Genomic DNA, 16,525 nt, shown 5'->3' on the forward strand with positions numbered 1-16,525 from the left:
AACTACATTTACTGTAACAAAGGATGAAAAAGAATACTCAAGTTGACTAGAAAATCTATTTTAATAAGTGGTTTACTCAACAAAAAGAAGAAAAATGTTTTGGAAGTTAAGGGAAAGCGGTACTTGATCACAGACTTTCTTGCCAAGAGAATCCGACTTAAAGAGTGGTTACTTGGACTGATGGTCTTCACACTTACTATACTTTGGGGAATTATCCTTCACCCCTACAGCTCCATGCCGATTGATTCCGCTGCTGACTTGGGTAGTGACGCATTTGTAGAAGCCCTGGCCATTACAATTATATATATGCTGGCAGTGGTGATTGGATTTATCGTTATTTCAGTCAGGCTCGTACCAAAAAATATTGAGGAGCATATTAAAGAAGAGTTGCTTTGAAGGTATGGCGTTCTCATTTAACTAGCATATCCCACATCTTAACTGTCGTTTTCCAGTTTCTTAACGTAAGGAACTGATAAACGGCTTTTTTTGGTAGACGGTTTAATCCACTCTTCGTATAATCTGGATGAGAGGGCCCTGGTCTGCGGTAATAAATCACATGTTTACCCAACCAGACAGTATCAATTCCCTCTCGAACCGGTAAATCCGACATGGCTTTCTCGACTGAGATATTTATCGGAAAGAGAACATCATATCGGTAATCTTTGCCGTCGCTTGACTTGCCAAAATGATTCGGAGCTTCTTCGACAGCCTGATAAACAGTGGTGCTTAGAGCTAATACCTTTAAGCGTTCACTGTTTAGTTCAAATTTTTCCAGAAGTAACTGTTCAATCTTCAGTTGAACTCGTTCAGCATCCGGTTTGGAATGTAGAATAAGGTTGCCACTTTGAATGTAAGTCTGCACGTGTAAAAATCCTGCATCAGTCAGAACGGCTTTTAAATCAGCCATCTTGATTTTATTTTTTCCTCCGACATTTATGCCACGTAGGAGGACCACATAGTTAGTCATATGCTTCTCCTTTCCTAGTACACTCAGTTACAAATACTATGGTTTTCTTTTTACTATACACCATAAACGGGCTAAACACATTACTATAGTGGGCACTTCGGTAGTTATTAATTGTAACCGTTTCTTAAATTTCTAAAATCTTCTTACTTATTCGAATTATTCCTGTTAATGACAATACATAATACTGGCTATGCAATTCGTTTTATGAAACACTCTAGATAGACTCTAAAACCAAATCATTCAAACAGGAGGTAAATCATGTCTATTTTTTCATCTGATACTTTTAAAGGTAAACATGCGCTGATAACGGGTGCAACCGGTGGAATTGGCTATGAAACGGCTAAGGTACTGGCTCAAATGGGGGCAAATGTAACTATTACAGGCAGAAAAGAAAAGGTGTTAAATGAACTGAATGATGAGATACAGAATAATCTCCCCGAATCAAAAGTCAATCTGGTCGTTGCGGACTTAACGAATGCTTCAGATAGGGAAAAGTTAGTTCAGGAAGCTGAAGAAAAACTAGGATTCGTTTCCTTGTTAGTCAACTCTGCAGGTATAACTGGCGGAGGTATAATGGAAGACTTGACGCAGGAAGAACTGGAGCGGGTGATGCATTTGAACTTTACCGTCCCAATTCTCTTGACCCAGCAGATATATGAATCCATGAAGGACCTTAAAGAAGGGGCGATTGTGAATGTCTCTTCACTTTCCGGCTTGAGAGGGACGTATGGTGGCACGGCTTATACTGGGTCCAAGTTTGCCCTCAACGGCTTTACCCAGTCATTTGCACTCGAAGCCATTGAACACGGTATCCGAGTCAATGCGGTCTGTCCGGGCTATGTGGATACTCAGATGGGTCGAGATGGTATAAAGAAAAAAGGGAAGCGGGAAAATCGCTCATTTGAAGAGCAGTTGGAAATAGAAAACCAGAACCTACCTTCTGGTCGCATTTCAAATGCTATGGAAGTGGCAAATACCATTGCCTTTTTACTGTCAGATTCCGGAGAAAACATTATTGGTGAAACAGTTAAAATTTCAGGTGGCTCAGTAATGGGATTGTAAACATGTAATAGGTTTTTAAAGTTAGGGTAAGTGTCACTCACTCATGATGGCTAAATAAAGAACGCGGGGACTTAGATTGCCTCGCGTTCTTTTCTTAATGATAGCTGAGTCATTCTTTATTCCTCAAACGTAATAAACTCCATCTGATCCGTAATAACTTCACCGTTTTGATCTATGATTATGATTCGAGGCTGGACTTCCCAGTTTGAATACTCTGAGCTGAGGTAAAGTTGTCGGTAAAAGCTGTCGATTACCCAGGCGTACATACCTGTAGCAAAGTCAGCAATCTCAGACAGCTGGTTATTAATCAGAGTAATTTCGATTGTTTCACCGTCAAAGTCTATATTTTCAATGTAAACGTCCTGCTCTCCATCTTCCCCAGTTTGAACGTTGAGGTTGTCCTGTACTTCATATAGAACGGCATCAAACTGTGCTCGCGTTAGTCTGATATTTTCCCAGTCTATGTTTTCCCAGTCCTGATCCAGTTCGGCTTGCGTCTGTTCATCCAGCTCTTCAAACTCAAAGTCCTCAGTGTCGTCGGCATCAGTTGAAACGTTATTGTCTGCATTAGTGTCTTCTTCCGGTTCTTCGTCTGTATCCATTTCACTGTCAGTTGCCTCACTATCTATCTCTTCATCAACGACATCTGTGTTATCAGTCTGCTCGGTAGTTGAAATGTCCTCTGTCTCATCCTCAGTTGTCTCACTGTCCCCGCTATTACAGGCACCTAGAAAGAGTGCACTAGCCAGGAATAAACCATAAATTTTTTTCATAACTATACGCTCCTTTCATATCAAAATTGGTTATGTATTGTAGGCGTGTTATCGTTAAGTTGATTATAACTTACTTCATTAAAATAGTAAGGTGAGAAGATTGGATAGTTTAAATCAGTATTAGAAGCTAATATCGGGCTTTGGGTCACATTAAATCGTTTTTTTGCTAATTTAATGATAAACTAAAAGTAATAATATGTATTCTAAATTGATAATAAATTTTGGGATGATGGGGGCTATTGTATGCTGCATTATAAGGATGAGAATCTCACGGTATTTCAAAGCACATTGTATCAGACGACAACAGCGGTTATTGAATCAGAAGAGGCCATAATTATGACGGACCCAACTTGGCTTCCGAAAGAAATTGATAGAATTAAAGAGTTTATCAATGACCGGTTGAATGGTCGAAAGCTGTACATTATTTATACCCATAGTGACTTTGACCATGTTATAGGAGCAGGATCCTTTCCTGAGGCTTTTGTCATTGCATCGGAACGTTTTCAACTTAATAAGAATAAAGCAGCTATTATCAAAGAGATGAAGGCTTTTGACCAGCAGTATTATATCAGGCGGCCTTATGAGTATACGTATCCGACAGTTGATCGGCTGATAAAAATTGATGGCGACAAGCTCAAACTAGGTTCGCTTACCCTGCATTTCTTTCTGGCACCCGGCCATACTAAAGACGGTTTATTTACTGTAATAGAGCCGTCCGGAATTTTACTTTCTGGCGATTACCTTTCCGATGTAGAAATACCTTTTATTACGAGCAGCTATAAAGATTACAATCAGACGGTTGATAAAGCTGACAAAATTATTACTGACTATAATATTAGGTGCCATGTACCTGGTCACGGGTCTGTAACCACTTCGAAAACTGAGATTAAAAAGCGATTATCAGAGTCCCGTTATTACCTCAAGCAGTTGAAAACAGATAACCCGGAGAATGAGCTCTCTGAATACTGCTACAAGCGCTACGCATTTTTTGACGGTATGAAGGACAGCCACTTGGACAATATAAAAAAAGCCAGTTTGTACAGAAAATGATTACCTTTAAACTTGCAAGGGAAGGAAGCAGCTATGTTTAATTATAGAGTCAATGACCGGCTGACATTAAAATTGATTGATTATCAGGATGCTAAGGACTTATTCCAATTAATTTCTAATTCCAGAAGCCACTTGGAAACGTGGGGAAGTTGGGTTAAACCTATTCATAGTGAAGCAGATACAGAACAACTGATAAAAAAATACCTGTTGCAGTTCGCGGGAAAAAAAGGCATGCATTTTCTCATAGAATATGAGAGCAAGCCGGCGGGGACAATTAGTTTGAAGCAACTGTCGTGGGATGTGAACAGCGGAGAAATTGGCTACTGGCTGTCACCTGATTATGTAGGAAAAGGAATCGTCACTCAGGCAACAGAAGCCATTCTTGAATATGGCTTTAACCACATCAACTTGCACAAAATTGAAATATGGGCAGCTGATAAAAATGAGAAAAGCAAACGGGTACCGGAACGTCTGGGATTTGTCAAAGAGGGCGTAAGGCGGGACAACGAATTCCTTAATGGACAGTATTACACTATGGCTATCTACGGCCTGCTGAAATCTGAATGGGAAGAACAGAAACAGAAAGGTAACTGATTTACAGCGTTCATAATAGACATTTCAAAGTATTAACTAAAAAGGCATGAGTACGGGACAACTATAAAAGTCACCTCGTACTCATGCTTTCTTATATCCAGTTAATTTTTAATAATGGCTGCATACTGATGGGGGAGGAGGGGCTCCAAATCACTGGGAGCAAGTTCAACGGAGACACCAACTTTTCCCGCACTGAAAATTATAGTGGGCAGAGTTTCGGCTGTTTCATGAAAGACGGTTTCAAACGGCTTCTTCATACCTATTGGCGAGCATCCGCCATGAACGTAACCGGTAAGGGGTAAAAGTTCTCTTTCTTTAATCATGGCGACACTTTTTTCGTTTACAGCATGGGCTGCTTTTTTCAAATCGAGTTCAGCTGTGACGGGGATGACAAATACATAATAATCTCCTGATTTTCCTTCAGTGACTAATGTTTTAAACTGGTGGTCCGGGTTATTGCCCATTTTTTCAGCTACATCGATACCGCTTTTTACATCAGTACCAAAGTAGTAATGGTCAGTATAAGGTATTGAATGCTGTTCGAGAAGCCTCATGACATTTGATTTAATCTGCTTGCGCATCATTTTAGACCTTCTTTCTCTTTTATATGGGAGGTACATATAATCACTATCTCTAAAAATATCAATAATTACAATAGAAAAAGCTAAAACAGACAGGTGCTCTGTTTTAGCTTTTTACTATATAATATGCGTTTGCTTGACTCGGTTTTGAGTTAAAACTTATTCACCGTCGTCAGTGTCAGTATCGGTATCGGTATCTGTATCAGCATCAGTATCTGTTTCCGTATCCGCATCATCGCCGTCGCCGTCCAAATCAATGTCGACATCCAAGTCCGCATCGTCACCATTATCATCTGCTGGCTCTTCAGTCTGGTCACCATTACCCGTATCCGTAGGGGAGTCTCCATCTCCAAAGAAGAACATAAATACAACAACCCCGACAATTATAATAAGTGCTATGAAAAATAATGCGAATAATCCGGTTCGTCGGTTTTCTTCTCTTCTACGCGGATCTTCATCTCTTCTTGGTTCCTCGTCACGTCTGTCTGCCATAATAAAACTCCTTTTTGTTTTTTTTTTACATTTTAAGAATAGCATAAGATTTCAAAAGTTAGTATTAATATGCTTACAGAGTGGGACGGACATAACCTGGTTATTACAAAACAAACCGGCCAGCAGTTAATATCTGCTGACCGGCTATAGGTACCTGATACTTGAAGTCTTTTATCTGTCCAATTGGCTGGGACAGGTTAAACTAAACTAGAGTGTGGTCAATTTCAACGGCTGCGCGTAATTCAACAGGTGGGATTCTCGGGATTGACAATGGCGATACAAAAAACGTAAGCGTCATCACACCGACAAGTACCAATGAGAAAACTTTCCTGTTTTTTTTCATATTGACTCCTCCTTTATTTAGACAGTTTGTTGTTAATTTCAGTCAATGCCAATTGGGAGAAAGATAAAAGTTTATGATTGTTTTGGAGTTTAAACAAGTGCATGGCCAATTCAAAGTTTTCTTTGGCCTCGTTCAAGTTACCTAGCTTGTAAAAGATGTGTCCTTTCGTATGATGGTAGTCGCCGAGTAGAAAGAGTGAGTTGTTTTCTACCAGAGTATCAATGCCTTCGGAAATATAAGACAAGGCTTCTTTATTATAACCTTGCTGTTCAAGAGTCAGTGAGTAGTTTAGAATTATTTTCGCTTTTACTTCATAGTTGATTGTGTCGCTCAAGCGATTAATACCTTGCTTGTAAGAAGAAAGAGCTTCTTCAAATTCTTCTCGTTGATAGTATATTAACCCACGAGCATTTAAAATTTCAATAGCAAGATCATCCTTGACCTGTTCAAGATACATCCCATTCAAAATTTCGAGAGCTTTGTCACTCTGATTATACAGTTGGTGCTGTAAAGAAGCTTCTATCCAGGAAAAGAAGACTTTGTCATTTAAATCACGCGAACTGTTGATCAGCAGTTTGTGATGGTCCAGTAGCAGTTCGATGGTTTTATAATCACGAGCAATAAGGTAACTGCGAATCTGTTTTTTCACGTCATCGAGTTCATTTTTTTTCTGGTTATCCTGTTCTGCTTTAATCAGTTCATTCTTTTCCAAACCTAAACGGGTTTCAAGTTTATCAAGAATCGATTTTTTAGGCACAATATCGCCTTTTTCGACTCGGCTGATGAGTGCTTGAGCGCATATATCTTTAGCCAGCTCCTGCTGGGTTAATCCAAGCTCTTTTCGCCTGAACTTAATAATTTCTCCTAGTTTCATAATAATCCCCACGCTTTCTATAATGAGAGTATAAGCCATCACAGCCCAGATAGCAATCAATATTAATAAATATTATCAAAGAGTTGTAATCTTAATAAAAATGCAATAATTTGACAGGGAAAAGAATAAAAGGTATACTTATTTCGAATTCGAGATAATAATGACGTTTTCTGTCTAAGTGCTTACAAGCACGGTTAGTCTAGTGCTTAAACAAGGAAAATTGAATTCGAATGAGTTAAACTAATTATGTAAGTGTATAATATTTCAGGAGGGAAAATTGTATGAAACAACTAAACGGTACACACCATGTTACGGCCATTACCAGTAGTGCAGAGAAAATTTATGAGTTTTTTACGTATAATTTAGGATTAAGACTAGTCAAGAAAACCGTCAATCAGGATGATATTCAAACCTATCATCTGTTTTTCGCAGATGACAAGGGCAGTCCCGGAACAGATATGACATTTTTTGATTTTCCGGATATTCCAGCAGGGGAGCATGGCAATGACGAAATCTCCCGCACATCGTTCAGAGTGCCGACAGATGACTCTTTAGATTACTGGGTCGAACGCTTCGACCGATTAGAGGTTAAGCACGAAGGCATCAGTGAACAGTTTGGTAAAAAAGTTCTGCGTTTTACTGATTTTGACAATCAACAGTATCAGCTCATTTCAGATGAACATAATTCAGGTGTGCCATCCGGTACACCTTGGCAAAATGGGCCTGTACCTCTCGAGCATGCACTGACAGGACTGGGACCGATTTTCATTACCCATCCAGACTTGGACTATATTAAAGCAGTTCTGGAACAGGTTTATAACATGAAAGAAATTGCTCAGGAAAATGATGTCCACCTCTTTGAAATGGGCGAAGGGGGTAATGGTGCACAAGTTATTGTGGAAATTAATCCTTCAGCTAATCCTCACCGTCAAGGATATGGTACGGTTCACCATGTCGCATTTCGAGTGGACGACAGGGAAGAGATTGACGAGTGGATTGAACACTATAAATCCTTCCAGCTGCCTAACTCTGGATTCGTAGACCGCTTTTACTTTAAATCACTATATGCCCGGGTCACAGGAGGCATTCTAATTGAACTGGCTACGGAAGGCCCTGGATTCATGGGAGATGAACCTTACGAAACGTTAGGAGAGAAACTGTCGCTGCCACCGTTTCTGGAAAGCCAGAGGGAATCCATCGAAGAGCAAGTTCGCCATATCGACACCGTCAGAAGCACAAAGACCTTTGATAAAGAATAACTTTAATTGAATAAAAAGACTACAATAAAGCCTTAAAAAAAAAAAGCACAGCTAGCATGTACTTTTTTCTATACAAAGGGAGTTGTAAAAGAACGTAATAATCGCTTATGGATTTATTTATACGAAGGAATGATTAACCGACTGATAATCATCCTCACATAAAAACCCGTCAAATCAGAGAATACTCTCCGGATTTGACGGGTTACCTTTTAAAATTCGTTCGTATAGTTTAGAGCTGTAGCTAGTCTATCACTTTTTAATAGATGATCTACAGCCAGTTAATTAGTCCCATAACTAGAACGACAAGGATGGCTAGTGGTGCAATAAACTTTGCAACAACGATAAAGGCGTCAGCCCAGGCAGTTCCCTTAATATCGGTATGGGTCAAAATCTCTTCTTTTTTCCATGACCAAGTAACAAACAAAACAGATAACAGGGCGCTGGCAGGTAGAAGCACATTAGCTGTCAGTCCATCTACAAAGTCTAGGAAGCTTTGATCAAGTATGTTGATTTCCATCGCCCCTTGACTCAGAGAGGATAATACCCCTAATAGGGTAATAGCCAAGCCGACCATTAAGGTGACTGCTTTACGTGACATGTTTAAGCGGCGCATGAAGTAAGCAACTGATACTTCCAGCAGTGAAATCGCGGATGATAAGGCGGCAATTGAAAAGAGAATAAAGAAGACTAGTCCAACAATATGCCCGATTCCACCCAAGGCTTCAAAAATATTTGGAAGAACAATAAAGACTAAGCCAGCTCCTTCAGCAGGGTCCAGGCCGAATGCGAATAAAGCAGGGAAAATAATCAGTCCGGAGATAATAGCGAACGCTGTATCCAGAACGATGACTATAGCTGCAGAAGACGGAAGTTTAGAGCTTGGGTCCAAATAACTGCTGTAAGTCAGCATAATTCCCATACCTAAACTTAATGTAAAGAAAGCTTGTCCCATAGCAGTGACATAGATTGTCGGATCAGCAAAGGCGCCCCAGTCCGGCATGAACATGAATTCCAGAGCTTCAACCGTTCCGCCTAAAGTCATGCTGTAAATAGCTAGAGCTATGACGAGAATACTCAGTATCGGCATCATAATCTTACTTGTCAGTTCGATTCCTTTTTGAACGCCGATAAAAACGATAGCCACCGTTAGAGCCATGAAAATAAACTGCCAGAACACCGGATCAAAGGTGCTGGAAATGAAACCTCCAAAGAAGTCTGAAGGGTCGCCTGTTACTCCGCCGGTCAGATATTCCATGGTGTAACGCAAGGACCAGCCTCCGATAACACCGTAAAATGAAAGAATGAGGAAGGCAGCGAGCACTCCGAAGCCACCTGCTATGAACCAAGGCTTACCAGGAGCAAGTTTTTTAAACGCTTCTACTGCATCAGCCTGTGACCGACGACCAATTGAAAATTCCATCAGCATAACTGGAAACCCTAGGAGAAGAACACTTACAATATAAATAATTAAAAAAGCTGAACCTCCGCCTTCTCCCATAGCGTATGAAAAACGCCAGATATTACCTAATCCAATCGCTGAACCCATAGTCGCAAGGATAAACCCCCACCGGGAACCCCATTGCTCTCTTTTTTGTTCCATTAATTAACACTCCTTCTTTAATGATGATATTAAAGTAGTATACATGATTTATGAGTGCTTTTGAACCTTTTTCTCATCTTTCTCTAATTAAAACGCATTCATACACACGCACAAATAATGTAAACGCTTTATATACTGTATTGTAGGTAATTAGTGTGGGAAATACAATGCTCATTTCACAAGAAAAACTGACTTGGAACTGGTGAAAAAAATCACATGCTATGTTCAAGGTATAATAGTTATAGGTTTTTCCATAGAAGAATGTAATCAGTCTATAAGAAAGTTTGATAGAAAAATGGTTGCCCATGCTGAAATAACCAGCGAAGGGAATCTTTAAATCGAAAAATCAAGCACAAGATGGTAAAAAGTAATATAAAATTAATTTATAGCGCTATAGTTTTTAAGTATTTGCACATTTTGAAATATAGGGTACACTTAATTTAAGCGTTTACATAAAGTGGGGGAATAGATTATGCAAACTGTTGCAGTAGCAGGGGGGTCTCGAGTAGAAATTTTAGAGCTCGCCCGTTTAAGTGCTGAAGAATTTAATAATAAAGTAAAGTTTATTGTGTTCGATACGGAAGACAATATTGATACAGAAGATATCTGGGAATACCGCCAGTTTGAGTCTGAACAAGATATGATTGAGGCAACTGTCAAAACTGTTGTCAGCAAAGAGGCCGACATCTTGCTGAAGGGCGGCATAAAAACACACACGTTACTGAAAGAAGTGCTGAAAAAAGAGAACAATTTGAAAGCGCAGGACTTGCTTTCACACGTAGCGCTGGTGAATTCGCCGGCGCTCGACCGGCAGATATTGCTGACAGATGCCGGTATGAATATTGCGCCAAGTGAGGACCAGCTTGTTTCTATTATAGAAAATGTCAAACAGGTCGGTCACACGATAGGACTGAAAAAACCCAAAATTGCTTTATTGAGTTCGGCAGAGAATTACAATCCAAAAATGCCTTCTTCAGTTACAGCGAAAAAACTGACGGACCGTTTCAGTGATGCGACCGATGCAGTGGTCTATGGTCCGCTGTCACTTGATTTGGCATTATCAAAAGAAGCGGTCGAACATAAGCGCTTTGAAGGGCCCATTGCCGGTGATGCCGACATCTTGGTTGTGCCAAATATTGATGTAGGCAATGTTTTGTACAAATCCATTTTGCTGTTTGGCGATGCAACAATTGGTGGAACAATTGTGGGGACCAAGGTTCCTATCGTTCTGACTTCAAGAAGTGACAAAGTGCGGAGCAAGCTGTATGCTCTGAAATTTGCCTTAATGCAGACTGGACAGAGTGTTTAATAAACTTCAGGAGGACAGGTATGAAAAAGACTATTTTAGCCATTAACCCGGGTTCAACTTCAACAAAGCTTTCATTGTATGAAAACAAAAAGGAAGTGGCTACGCAGACGATTCGACACACTGCCGAAGAACTGGCTCAGTTTAACGGCATCATTGATCAGAAACATTTTAGAAAACAAGTCATTATAGATTTTATGGAAAAAGAAGGCTATAAGGCTGATCAACTGGAAGCAGTAGTTGGGCGTGGGGGTCTCCTTAAACCAATACCAGGGGGCACCTATCTCGTTGAAGAAGCTATGCTTAAAGACTTGACGGAGGAGAAATACAATACGCATGCTTCCAATCTTGGAGCCATTCTGGCACATGAAATCGCCGAACTGGCTGGAGTCAATGCTTATATTGTCGATCCGGTCGTTGTGGACGAAATGATTGAGCTGGCTCGTGTTTCAGGTTTGAAAGGCATTGAACGCAGAAGTGTCGTGCATGCTTTGAATCAAAAAGCAGTAGCCCGCAAAGTTCTATCAGAAAAAAGTAAACAGTACGAACAAAGCAATGTCATCGTCGCACATCTGGGGGGCGGTTCAAGCATCGCTGCCCATGAGAATGGCAAGATGATTGATGTTGTCAACGGTCTCGATGGAGAAGGGCCTTTTACTCCCGAGCGTACTGGCGGCCTACCGCTTTATGATTTTGCCAGAATGATTCTGGACGAGCAGCTGGATTTGGATGCGATTAAGAAAAAACTGGCTGGAAATGGTGGAATCAAGTCCTACTTGAACGAAATTGACCTGAGACGCGTCATTGAACGGATTGATCAGGGCGACGAAGAAGCAATCTTATACCTTGAAGCGATGACCTATCAAGTGGCTAAGGCGATTGGTGAAATGGCAACGGTTCTCAAAGGAAAGGTCGACTTTATTATTCTGACAGGTGGCGCTGCTTATGGCGAATTTGTCGTTAAGCACATCGAAGAACGGGTCAGCTGGATTGCACCGGTTGAAGTGATGGCCGGCGAGATGGAGATGGATGCTCTCCATGACGGGGTCGTGCGTGTCCTAGAAAACAAAGAACAAGCCAAACACTATTAAAAGGAAAAGTGAGGAGATTAAATGGCGATTGAAACAGAACTGCTGATTCTTGGCGGGGGTACCGGAGGATATGTAGCAGCTATACGCGCTGCCCAATTAGGCATGGATGTTGTGCTTGTCGAGAAGGATAAACTCGGCGGTACCTGCCTGCACCGTGGATGTATCCCAAGCAAAGTACTACTTAGAAGTGCTGAAGTAATGGATACCTTTAAAATGGCCGATGATTTTGGCCTGGAGATGACCGAAACACCGAAAGTGAATTTCTCGAAAGTCATGAAACGCAAGCAAGGCATCGTTGACCAGCTGCATCAGGGCGTTCAGGGTCTGGTTAAGAAAAACAAAATTAAAGTGGTGAACGGAAAAGGCGCGGTCTTGGGGCCGTCAATCTTTTCGCCGGTTTCAGGAGCGGTTGCTGTAACCTTTGACGACCCGGAAAAGGAAGAAGAAATTTACGTGCCGAAAAAACTGATTATTGCGACCGGTTCTGTACCTAACACGCTTCCGCATCTGCCTTTAGACGAAAAGATGATTCTGTCATCTGATGGTATGCTGGAACTGGAGGAACTGCCGAAGTCAATGGCTATTATCGGTGGCGGCGTCATCGGCGTTGAATGGGCATCCTTGCTCAATAGCCTGGGTGTGGAGATTACTATCTTTGAAGCCCTTGACCGGTTAGTCATTAACGAAAGCAAGCAAGTATCCAAAGCACTGCAGAAACAATTTAAAAAACGCGGAATTAAGGTGGAAGTCGGCCAGCTGGTCGAGAACGCTGTTATAAAAGACGATTCTGTCACTCTTTCTGTAAAAGGAAAAGAAGAACCACTGGTTGTCGACAAAGTCATGGTGGCTATCGGACGCAAACCGGTTGTCGAAGGGCTTGGCCTGCAGAATACATCAGTTAAATACGATGCAAAAGGCATTAAAGTCAACGATCATTACCAGACTTCAGAAAGTCATATTTATGCCATCGGAGACTGTATCGACACCCTGCAGTTGGCACATGTGGCCATGAAAGAAGGCGAATTGGCTGTTGATCATATCGCTCATGAGACTAGTGAACCAATCAATTATGTCAATGTACCGAGGTGTACTTATACATCGCCGGAGATTGCCAGTGTCGGCTATACGAAAGAAACCCTTCCGGAAGGCAGAAAGGTGAAAACAGGCACTTTCCAGTTCAATTCTAACGGCAAGGCTTTGATTCACGGAAAAGCCGATGGTTTTGTGGAAGTCATTAAAGATGAAGAAACAGACGATCTGATAGGTGTATCCATTATTGGTCCGCATGCGACTGATCTGATATCTGAAGTGTCCACGGCCATCTATTTGGATGCCTCACCTATTGAAATAGGAGAAGCGATTCATCCGCATCCAACCTTGTCAGAAGCTATTCAGGAAGCGGCTTTAGATGTCTATAAATTAGCGATTCATAAATAAGAAAGTGAGTGTTGAGACTATGAAAAAACTGAAAGAATCTGGTTTAAGTAAAGAAGAACTGATTCAAGCCTACAAGCACGTACTGCTTGGTCGAAGGTTAGACGAACGCTTATGGCAGTTAACACGTATTGGAAAAACCTCTTTCAATATATCCGGACAGGGGCATGAAGTCGGGCAAGTCGCTATGGCCATGGCCTTTCAGCCGGAAAAAGATTATTTCCTTCCCTATTACCGCGACATGACAGCCTGCATGGTCTGGGGGATGACGGCTAAAGATATTATGCTGGGGTCTCTTGGCAAAGAAGACGACCCGTCCTCTCATGGCCGTCAGATGCCGAACCACTATGGATCAAAAGAACATAATATTGTGTCACATTCGTCAACAGTCAGTACCCAATTCCCACTGGCAACGGGTGTAGCCTATGCGGCTCAGCTTAAAAAGTCGGACTATGTTACCTTGACTGCTACTGGAGAAGGATCAGCCAACCAGGGGGAAGTTCAGGAAGCGATGAACTTTGCCGGGGTAAAAAAACTGCCGCTGATTTTCGTTGTTGAAAATAACGGCTACGCCATTTCAGTTGGAACCGATGAGCAGTATGCGAACGAAACGATGGCTGAACGCGGACCGGCTTATGGCTTCCCAGGCATTCGCGTTAACGGTAATGACTTTGCTGAGACATACCTGGCATTCAAGCAGGTGGTAGAAGAGGCACGCAAAGGAAACGGTCCGGCTCTAATTGAGCTGATGGTATCCCGTCTGACCTCTCACTCCGCAGATGATGACCATTCCGTTTACCGCTCTAAAGAAGATTTAGATAATATGAAGAAAAATGATGGCCTGCTCTTGTTCGAAAAACAACTGATTGATGAAGGCTACTTAACGCGTGAAGAGATGACTGACATTGACACGGAACTCAAAAAAGAAATCAACCAGGCAACTGATGAAGCTGAGGCAATGCCTGAACCGACTGCCGATACGATACTAGATCAAATCTACGCAGATTAATAGAAACAGAAAGGATGTAAGAAGCCTATGGCAATGATGACGTATTTAGAAGCCATCCGTAAGGGAATAGAAGAAGAGATGGCTCGAGATGAAAAGGTAGTAATTTTCGGCGAAGATGTCGGAGGGGTTAAAGGAGGCGTATTCGGTGTAACCAAAGGTCTGGCTGAACAGTTTGGCGATGATCGCTGTTTCAATACACCATTGACGGAAGGTTTGATTGGTGGACTGGCTGTTGGCCTTGGTGTGACAGGTTACCGCGCTATCGGCGAGTTTCAGTTTGCTGACTATATTCTGCCCGCAGTCAACCAGCTGATATCAGAAGCGTCACGCATGCGTTACCGTACAAAAGGCGACTGGACAGCTCCAATAGTCTATCGCGCCCCATATGGCGGAGGCGTACGAGGGGGGCTGTATCATTCGCAGTCTACTGAAAAAGTTCTCTTTGGTCAGCCGGGTCTTAGAATCGTGACCCCATCTTCACCACATGATGCAAAAGGCTTGATTAAAGCGGCGATTCGCTCGGATGATCCGGTTCTATTTTATGAGCACAAGCGCTTATACCGCTTACTTAAAGAAGATGTGTCTGATGAGGATTATGTGGTGCCGCTGGATAAGGCGAATGTGGTCAGAGAAGGTGATGACATTACCGTTATTGGCTATGGAATGGTCTTGAATCATGCCCTAAAAGCCGCAGAAACGCTAAGCAAGGAAGGCTACGAAGCAGAAGTGGTCGATGTGCGCTCACTCTATCCTTTAGATAAGGAGACACTGGTTAAAGCAGCGAAGAAGACGGGTAAAGTCCTTCTTGTGACGGAAGATAACCTCGAAGGCAGCATCATGAGTGAAATTTCAGCTATAATTGCAGAGGAAGCGCTGTTTGAACTGGATGCTCCTATCAAGCGTCTAGCGGGACCTGATTCGCCAAGCATGCCGTATTCCATTGCTTTAGAACGTGAATTTCTTGTAGACGAAGAAAAAGTAACGAATGCCATGCGTGATCTTGCAGAATTTTAAGGAGGATGAATGAATGAGTATTAGAATCATAGAAATGCCTCACTTGGGAGAAAGTGTCACTGAAGCCTCCATCGTTGTATGGCTGGTAGCTGAAGGCGACAAGATTGAGAAATACGATCCCATAGCTGAGGCCGTTTCAGATAAAGTCACGACGGAAATTCCATCGAATTATTCAGGAGTGGTCAAAGAATTTCTGATAGATGTGGATACAGACGTCGAAATCGGCACACCAATCGTAAAAATCGAAACGGATGAAGAAGGCGAAGACGAGACAGTAGACGTGTCAGCCGATTCAGAAGACGTACAGGAAGAAAAAAGTGAAGAATTCATTGATCATATCAACAAAGAAATAGACAAAGAAGCAGATGAGCAGCCGATGGAACGAGAGACGAAAAGTGACGCAAAGCAGTCATTGGAACCTAAAGAGTCTTCTGAAAAATCTGGCGCCCGCTATTCACCAGCTGTTGTACGAATTGCGCAGGAACGTGGAATTGACCTGAACCAGGTTGACGGAACGGGCAAGCACGGACGCATTACGCGCAAAGATGTGGAAAACTTCGATGTTTCTTCTCAAAGCCAGTCTAAAGCTGAAAAGCCTGTAGAAAAAACAGAGTCAGCTGCGAAAACCGAACAGAAACCGAAAGCAGAAGAACGTTCTACTACCCCTGTTTCGCGTACATCATCTGGAGATGAAATTGTACCGGCAGACGGTATCCGTAAAGCGATTGCTAAGAAAATGGTTCAAAGCACCACAGAAATTCCACATGCCTGGCTCATGGTTGAAGCCGATGTGACGAATATTGTTAAGCTGAGAGCAAAGACAAAAGAACAGTTTAAGAAACAAGAGGGCGTGTCGCTTTCCTTCTTCCCATTTTTTGTCAAAGCAGTTGTACAGGCACTGAAGAAACACCCGATTATCAATACGTCCTGGGATAATGGAAATATTGTCTACCACTAGTGTTGCATTAAAAATTTTAACTGTTTCAACACATGAAAAAGTCCTTTATAATGGGGTGGGATGACTTATCCAAGACCAAAACAAAGGACTTACAGCATGGATAAGTATAAAACAAAAA

Annotated in this window: 17 protein-coding genes and 3 pseudogenes; 13 read left to right on the top strand and 7 right to left on the bottom strand. The window is 41.9% G+C overall.

The window, feature by feature from the left end; translation table 11 throughout:
* The first annotated feature begins 99 nt into the window (after positions 1-99).
* The gene (locus ACYVLS_RS04730; protein WP_460321822.1) at positions 100-396 is read left to right on the top strand and encodes a hypothetical protein; all 297 of its coding nucleotides are present in this window, start codon (positions 100-102) and stop codon (positions 394-396) included.
* 13 nt (positions 397-409) lie between these two features.
* Here the strand turns inward: ACYVLS_RS04730 and ACYVLS_RS04735 are convergent, their stop codons facing one another.
* The gene (locus ACYVLS_RS04735) at positions 410-967 is read right to left on the bottom strand and encodes a DUF1697 domain-containing protein (RefSeq protein ID WP_460321825.1); all 558 of its coding nucleotides are present in this window, start codon (positions 965-967) and stop codon (positions 410-412) included.
* 258 nt (positions 968-1,225) lie between these two features.
* Here ACYVLS_RS04735 and ACYVLS_RS04740 point away from each other — a divergent pair, with 258 nt between their 5' ends.
* The gene (locus tag ACYVLS_RS04740; RefSeq protein WP_460321828.1) at positions 1,226-2,029 is read left to right on the top strand and encodes an SDR family NAD(P)-dependent oxidoreductase; all 804 of its coding nucleotides are present in this window, start codon (positions 1,226-1,228) and stop codon (positions 2,027-2,029) included.
* Positions 2,030-2,145: 116 nt separating this feature from the next.
* On the opposite strand, the gene ACYVLS_RS04745 is transcribed toward ACYVLS_RS04740, so the two are convergent.
* Entirely contained in the window at positions 2,146-2,802 is a 657-nt protein-coding gene (locus ACYVLS_RS04745; RefSeq protein WP_460321830.1) for a hypothetical protein, read from the bottom strand.
* 243 nt (positions 2,803-3,045) lie between these two features.
* On the opposite strand from ACYVLS_RS04745, the gene ACYVLS_RS04750 reads away from it, so the two are divergent.
* Positions 3,046-3,852 (top strand): MBL fold metallo-hydrolase, encoded by an 807-nt coding sequence (locus ACYVLS_RS04750; protein ID WP_460321832.1) that lies wholly within the window; start codon positions 3,046-3,048, stop codon positions 3,850-3,852.
* A 33-nt stretch (positions 3,853-3,885) separates the two neighbouring features.
* Complete coding sequence (locus ACYVLS_RS04755; protein WP_460321834.1) at positions 3,886-4,446, top strand: GNAT family N-acetyltransferase; 561 nt, start codon at positions 3,886-3,888, stop codon at positions 4,444-4,446.
* Between the two features lie 101 nt (positions 4,447-4,547).
* Here ACYVLS_RS04755 and ybaK read toward each other — a convergent pair whose 3' ends face one another.
* The 4 genes from ybaK to ACYVLS_RS04775 all read right to left on the bottom strand — a co-directional run bounded on the left by ybaK (position 4,548) and on the right by ACYVLS_RS04775 (position 6,736).
* A complete protein-coding gene (gene ybaK / locus ACYVLS_RS04760; RefSeq protein ID WP_460321836.1) occupies positions 4,548-5,030 on the bottom strand; it encodes a Cys-tRNA(Pro) deacylase in 483 nt (160 codons plus the stop codon).
* 156 nt (positions 5,031-5,186) lie between these two features.
* On the bottom strand, positions 5,187-5,519 hold the full coding sequence (locus ACYVLS_RS04765) for a hypothetical protein (RefSeq protein ID WP_460321838.1): 333 nt from the start codon (positions 5,517-5,519) through the stop codon (positions 5,187-5,189).
* A 202-nt stretch (positions 5,520-5,721) separates the two neighbouring features.
* Entirely contained in the window at positions 5,722-5,862 is a 141-nt protein-coding gene (locus tag ACYVLS_RS04770; protein WP_460321840.1) for a hypothetical protein, read from the bottom strand.
* Positions 5,863-5,875: 13 nt separating this feature from the next.
* Positions 5,876-6,736, bottom strand: coding sequence for a helix-turn-helix domain-containing protein (locus ACYVLS_RS04775; RefSeq protein ID WP_460321843.1), 861 nt, complete (start codon positions 6,734-6,736; stop codon positions 5,876-5,878).
* A 281-nt stretch (positions 6,737-7,017) separates the two neighbouring features.
* Between ACYVLS_RS04775 and ACYVLS_RS04780 the strand changes: the two genes are divergently transcribed.
* A complete protein-coding gene (locus ACYVLS_RS04780) occupies positions 7,018-7,995 on the top strand; it encodes a ring-cleaving dioxygenase (RefSeq protein WP_460321845.1) in 978 nt (325 codons plus the stop codon).
* Between the two features lie 268 nt (positions 7,996-8,263).
* On the opposite strand, the gene ACYVLS_RS04785 is transcribed toward ACYVLS_RS04780, so the two are convergent.
* Positions 8,264-9,595, bottom strand: coding sequence for a sodium-dependent transporter (locus ACYVLS_RS04785; RefSeq protein WP_460321847.1), 1,332 nt, complete (start codon positions 9,593-9,595; stop codon positions 8,264-8,266).
* Between the two features lie 472 nt (positions 9,596-10,067).
* On the opposite strand from ACYVLS_RS04785, the gene ACYVLS_RS04790 reads away from it, so the two are divergent.
* The 8 genes and pseudogenes from ACYVLS_RS04790 to ACYVLS_RS04825 form a co-directional block, all read left to right on the top strand.
* Positions 10,068-10,904, top strand: a complete 837-nt coding sequence (locus tag ACYVLS_RS04790) for a phosphate acyltransferase (RefSeq protein ID WP_460321849.1) — start codon at positions 10,068-10,070, stop codon at positions 10,902-10,904.
* A 20-nt stretch (positions 10,905-10,924) separates the two neighbouring features.
* Positions 10,925-11,992: a butyrate kinase gene (gene buk, locus ACYVLS_RS04795; protein ID WP_460321852.1), complete on the top strand. Its 1,068-nt coding sequence runs from the start codon at positions 10,925-10,927 to the stop codon at positions 11,990-11,992.
* Positions 11,993-12,013: 21 nt separating this feature from the next.
* The gene (gene lpdA / locus ACYVLS_RS04800) at positions 12,014-13,429 is read left to right on the top strand and encodes a dihydrolipoyl dehydrogenase (RefSeq protein WP_460321854.1); all 1,416 of its coding nucleotides are present in this window, start codon (positions 12,014-12,016) and stop codon (positions 13,427-13,429) included.
* 19 nt (positions 13,430-13,448) lie between these two features.
* The gene (locus ACYVLS_RS04805) at positions 13,449-14,435 is read left to right on the top strand and encodes a thiamine pyrophosphate-dependent dehydrogenase E1 component subunit alpha (protein ID WP_460321856.1); all 987 of its coding nucleotides are present in this window, start codon (positions 13,449-13,451) and stop codon (positions 14,433-14,435) included.
* Positions 14,436-14,462: 27 nt separating this feature from the next.
* The gene (locus ACYVLS_RS04810; RefSeq protein ID WP_460321859.1) at positions 14,463-15,449 is read left to right on the top strand and encodes an alpha-ketoacid dehydrogenase subunit beta; all 987 of its coding nucleotides are present in this window, start codon (positions 14,463-14,465) and stop codon (positions 15,447-15,449) included.
* Between the two features lie 13 nt (positions 15,450-15,462).
* Positions 15,463-15,682, top strand: a pseudogene (locus ACYVLS_RS04815) (biotin/lipoyl-containing protein); the annotation flags it as partial.
* 209 nt (positions 15,683-15,891) lie between these two features.
* Positions 15,892-16,008 (top strand): annotated as a pseudogene (locus ACYVLS_RS04820) (E3 binding domain-containing protein); the annotation flags it as partial.
* A 129-nt stretch (positions 16,009-16,137) separates the two neighbouring features.
* Positions 16,138-16,404 (top strand): annotated as a pseudogene (locus ACYVLS_RS04825) (2-oxo acid dehydrogenase subunit E2); the annotation flags it as partial.
* Between the last annotated feature and the right edge of the window lie 121 nt (positions 16,405-16,525).

The organism is Alkalibacterium psychrotolerans, from assembly GCF_054784355.1.

Bases quoted from the DNA above. Each gene is read 5' to 3' on its own strand.
- ACYVLS_RS04735 (WP_460321825.1), bottom strand. From the start codon at position 967: ATGACTAACTATGTGGTCCTCCTACGTGGCATAAATGTCGGAGGAAAA.
- ACYVLS_RS04740 (WP_460321828.1), top strand. From the start codon at position 1,226: ATGTCTATTTTTTCATCTGATACTTTTAAAGGTAAACATGCGCTGATA.
- ACYVLS_RS04745 (WP_460321830.1), bottom strand. From the start codon at position 2,802: ATGAAAAAAATTTATGGTTTATTCCTGGCTAGTGCACTCTTTCTAGGT.
- ACYVLS_RS04750 (WP_460321832.1), top strand. From the start codon at position 3,046: ATGCTGCATTATAAGGATGAGAATCTCACGGTATTTCAAAGCACATTG.
- ACYVLS_RS04755 (WP_460321834.1), top strand. From the start codon at position 3,886: ATGTTTAATTATAGAGTCAATGACCGGCTGACATTAAAATTGATTGAT.
- ybaK (WP_460321836.1), bottom strand. From the start codon at position 5,030: ATGATGCGCAAGCAGATTAAATCAAATGTCATGAGGCTTCTCGAACAG.
- ACYVLS_RS04765 (WP_460321838.1), bottom strand. From the start codon at position 5,519: ATGGCAGACAGACGTGACGAGGAACCAAGAAGAGATGAAGATCCGCGT.
- ACYVLS_RS04770 (WP_460321840.1), bottom strand. From the start codon at position 5,862: ATGAAAAAAAACAGGAAAGTTTTCTCATTGGTACTTGTCGGTGTGATG.
- ACYVLS_RS04775 (WP_460321843.1), bottom strand. From the start codon at position 6,736: ATGAAACTAGGAGAAATTATTAAGTTCAGGCGAAAAGAGCTTGGATTA.
- ACYVLS_RS04780 (WP_460321845.1), top strand. From the start codon at position 7,018: ATGAAACAACTAAACGGTACACACCATGTTACGGCCATTACCAGTAGT.
- ACYVLS_RS04785 (WP_460321847.1), bottom strand. From the start codon at position 9,595: ATGGAACAAAAAAGAGAGCAATGGGGTTCCCGGTGGGGGTTTATCCTT.
- ACYVLS_RS04790 (WP_460321849.1), top strand. From the start codon at position 10,068: ATGCAAACTGTTGCAGTAGCAGGGGGGTCTCGAGTAGAAATTTTAGAG.
- buk (WP_460321852.1), top strand. From the start codon at position 10,925: ATGAAAAAGACTATTTTAGCCATTAACCCGGGTTCAACTTCAACAAAG.
- lpdA (WP_460321854.1), top strand. From the start codon at position 12,014: ATGGCGATTGAAACAGAACTGCTGATTCTTGGCGGGGGTACCGGAGGA.
- ACYVLS_RS04805 (WP_460321856.1), top strand. From the start codon at position 13,449: ATGAAAAAACTGAAAGAATCTGGTTTAAGTAAAGAAGAACTGATTCAA.
- ACYVLS_RS04810 (WP_460321859.1), top strand. From the start codon at position 14,463: ATGGCAATGATGACGTATTTAGAAGCCATCCGTAAGGGAATAGAAGAA.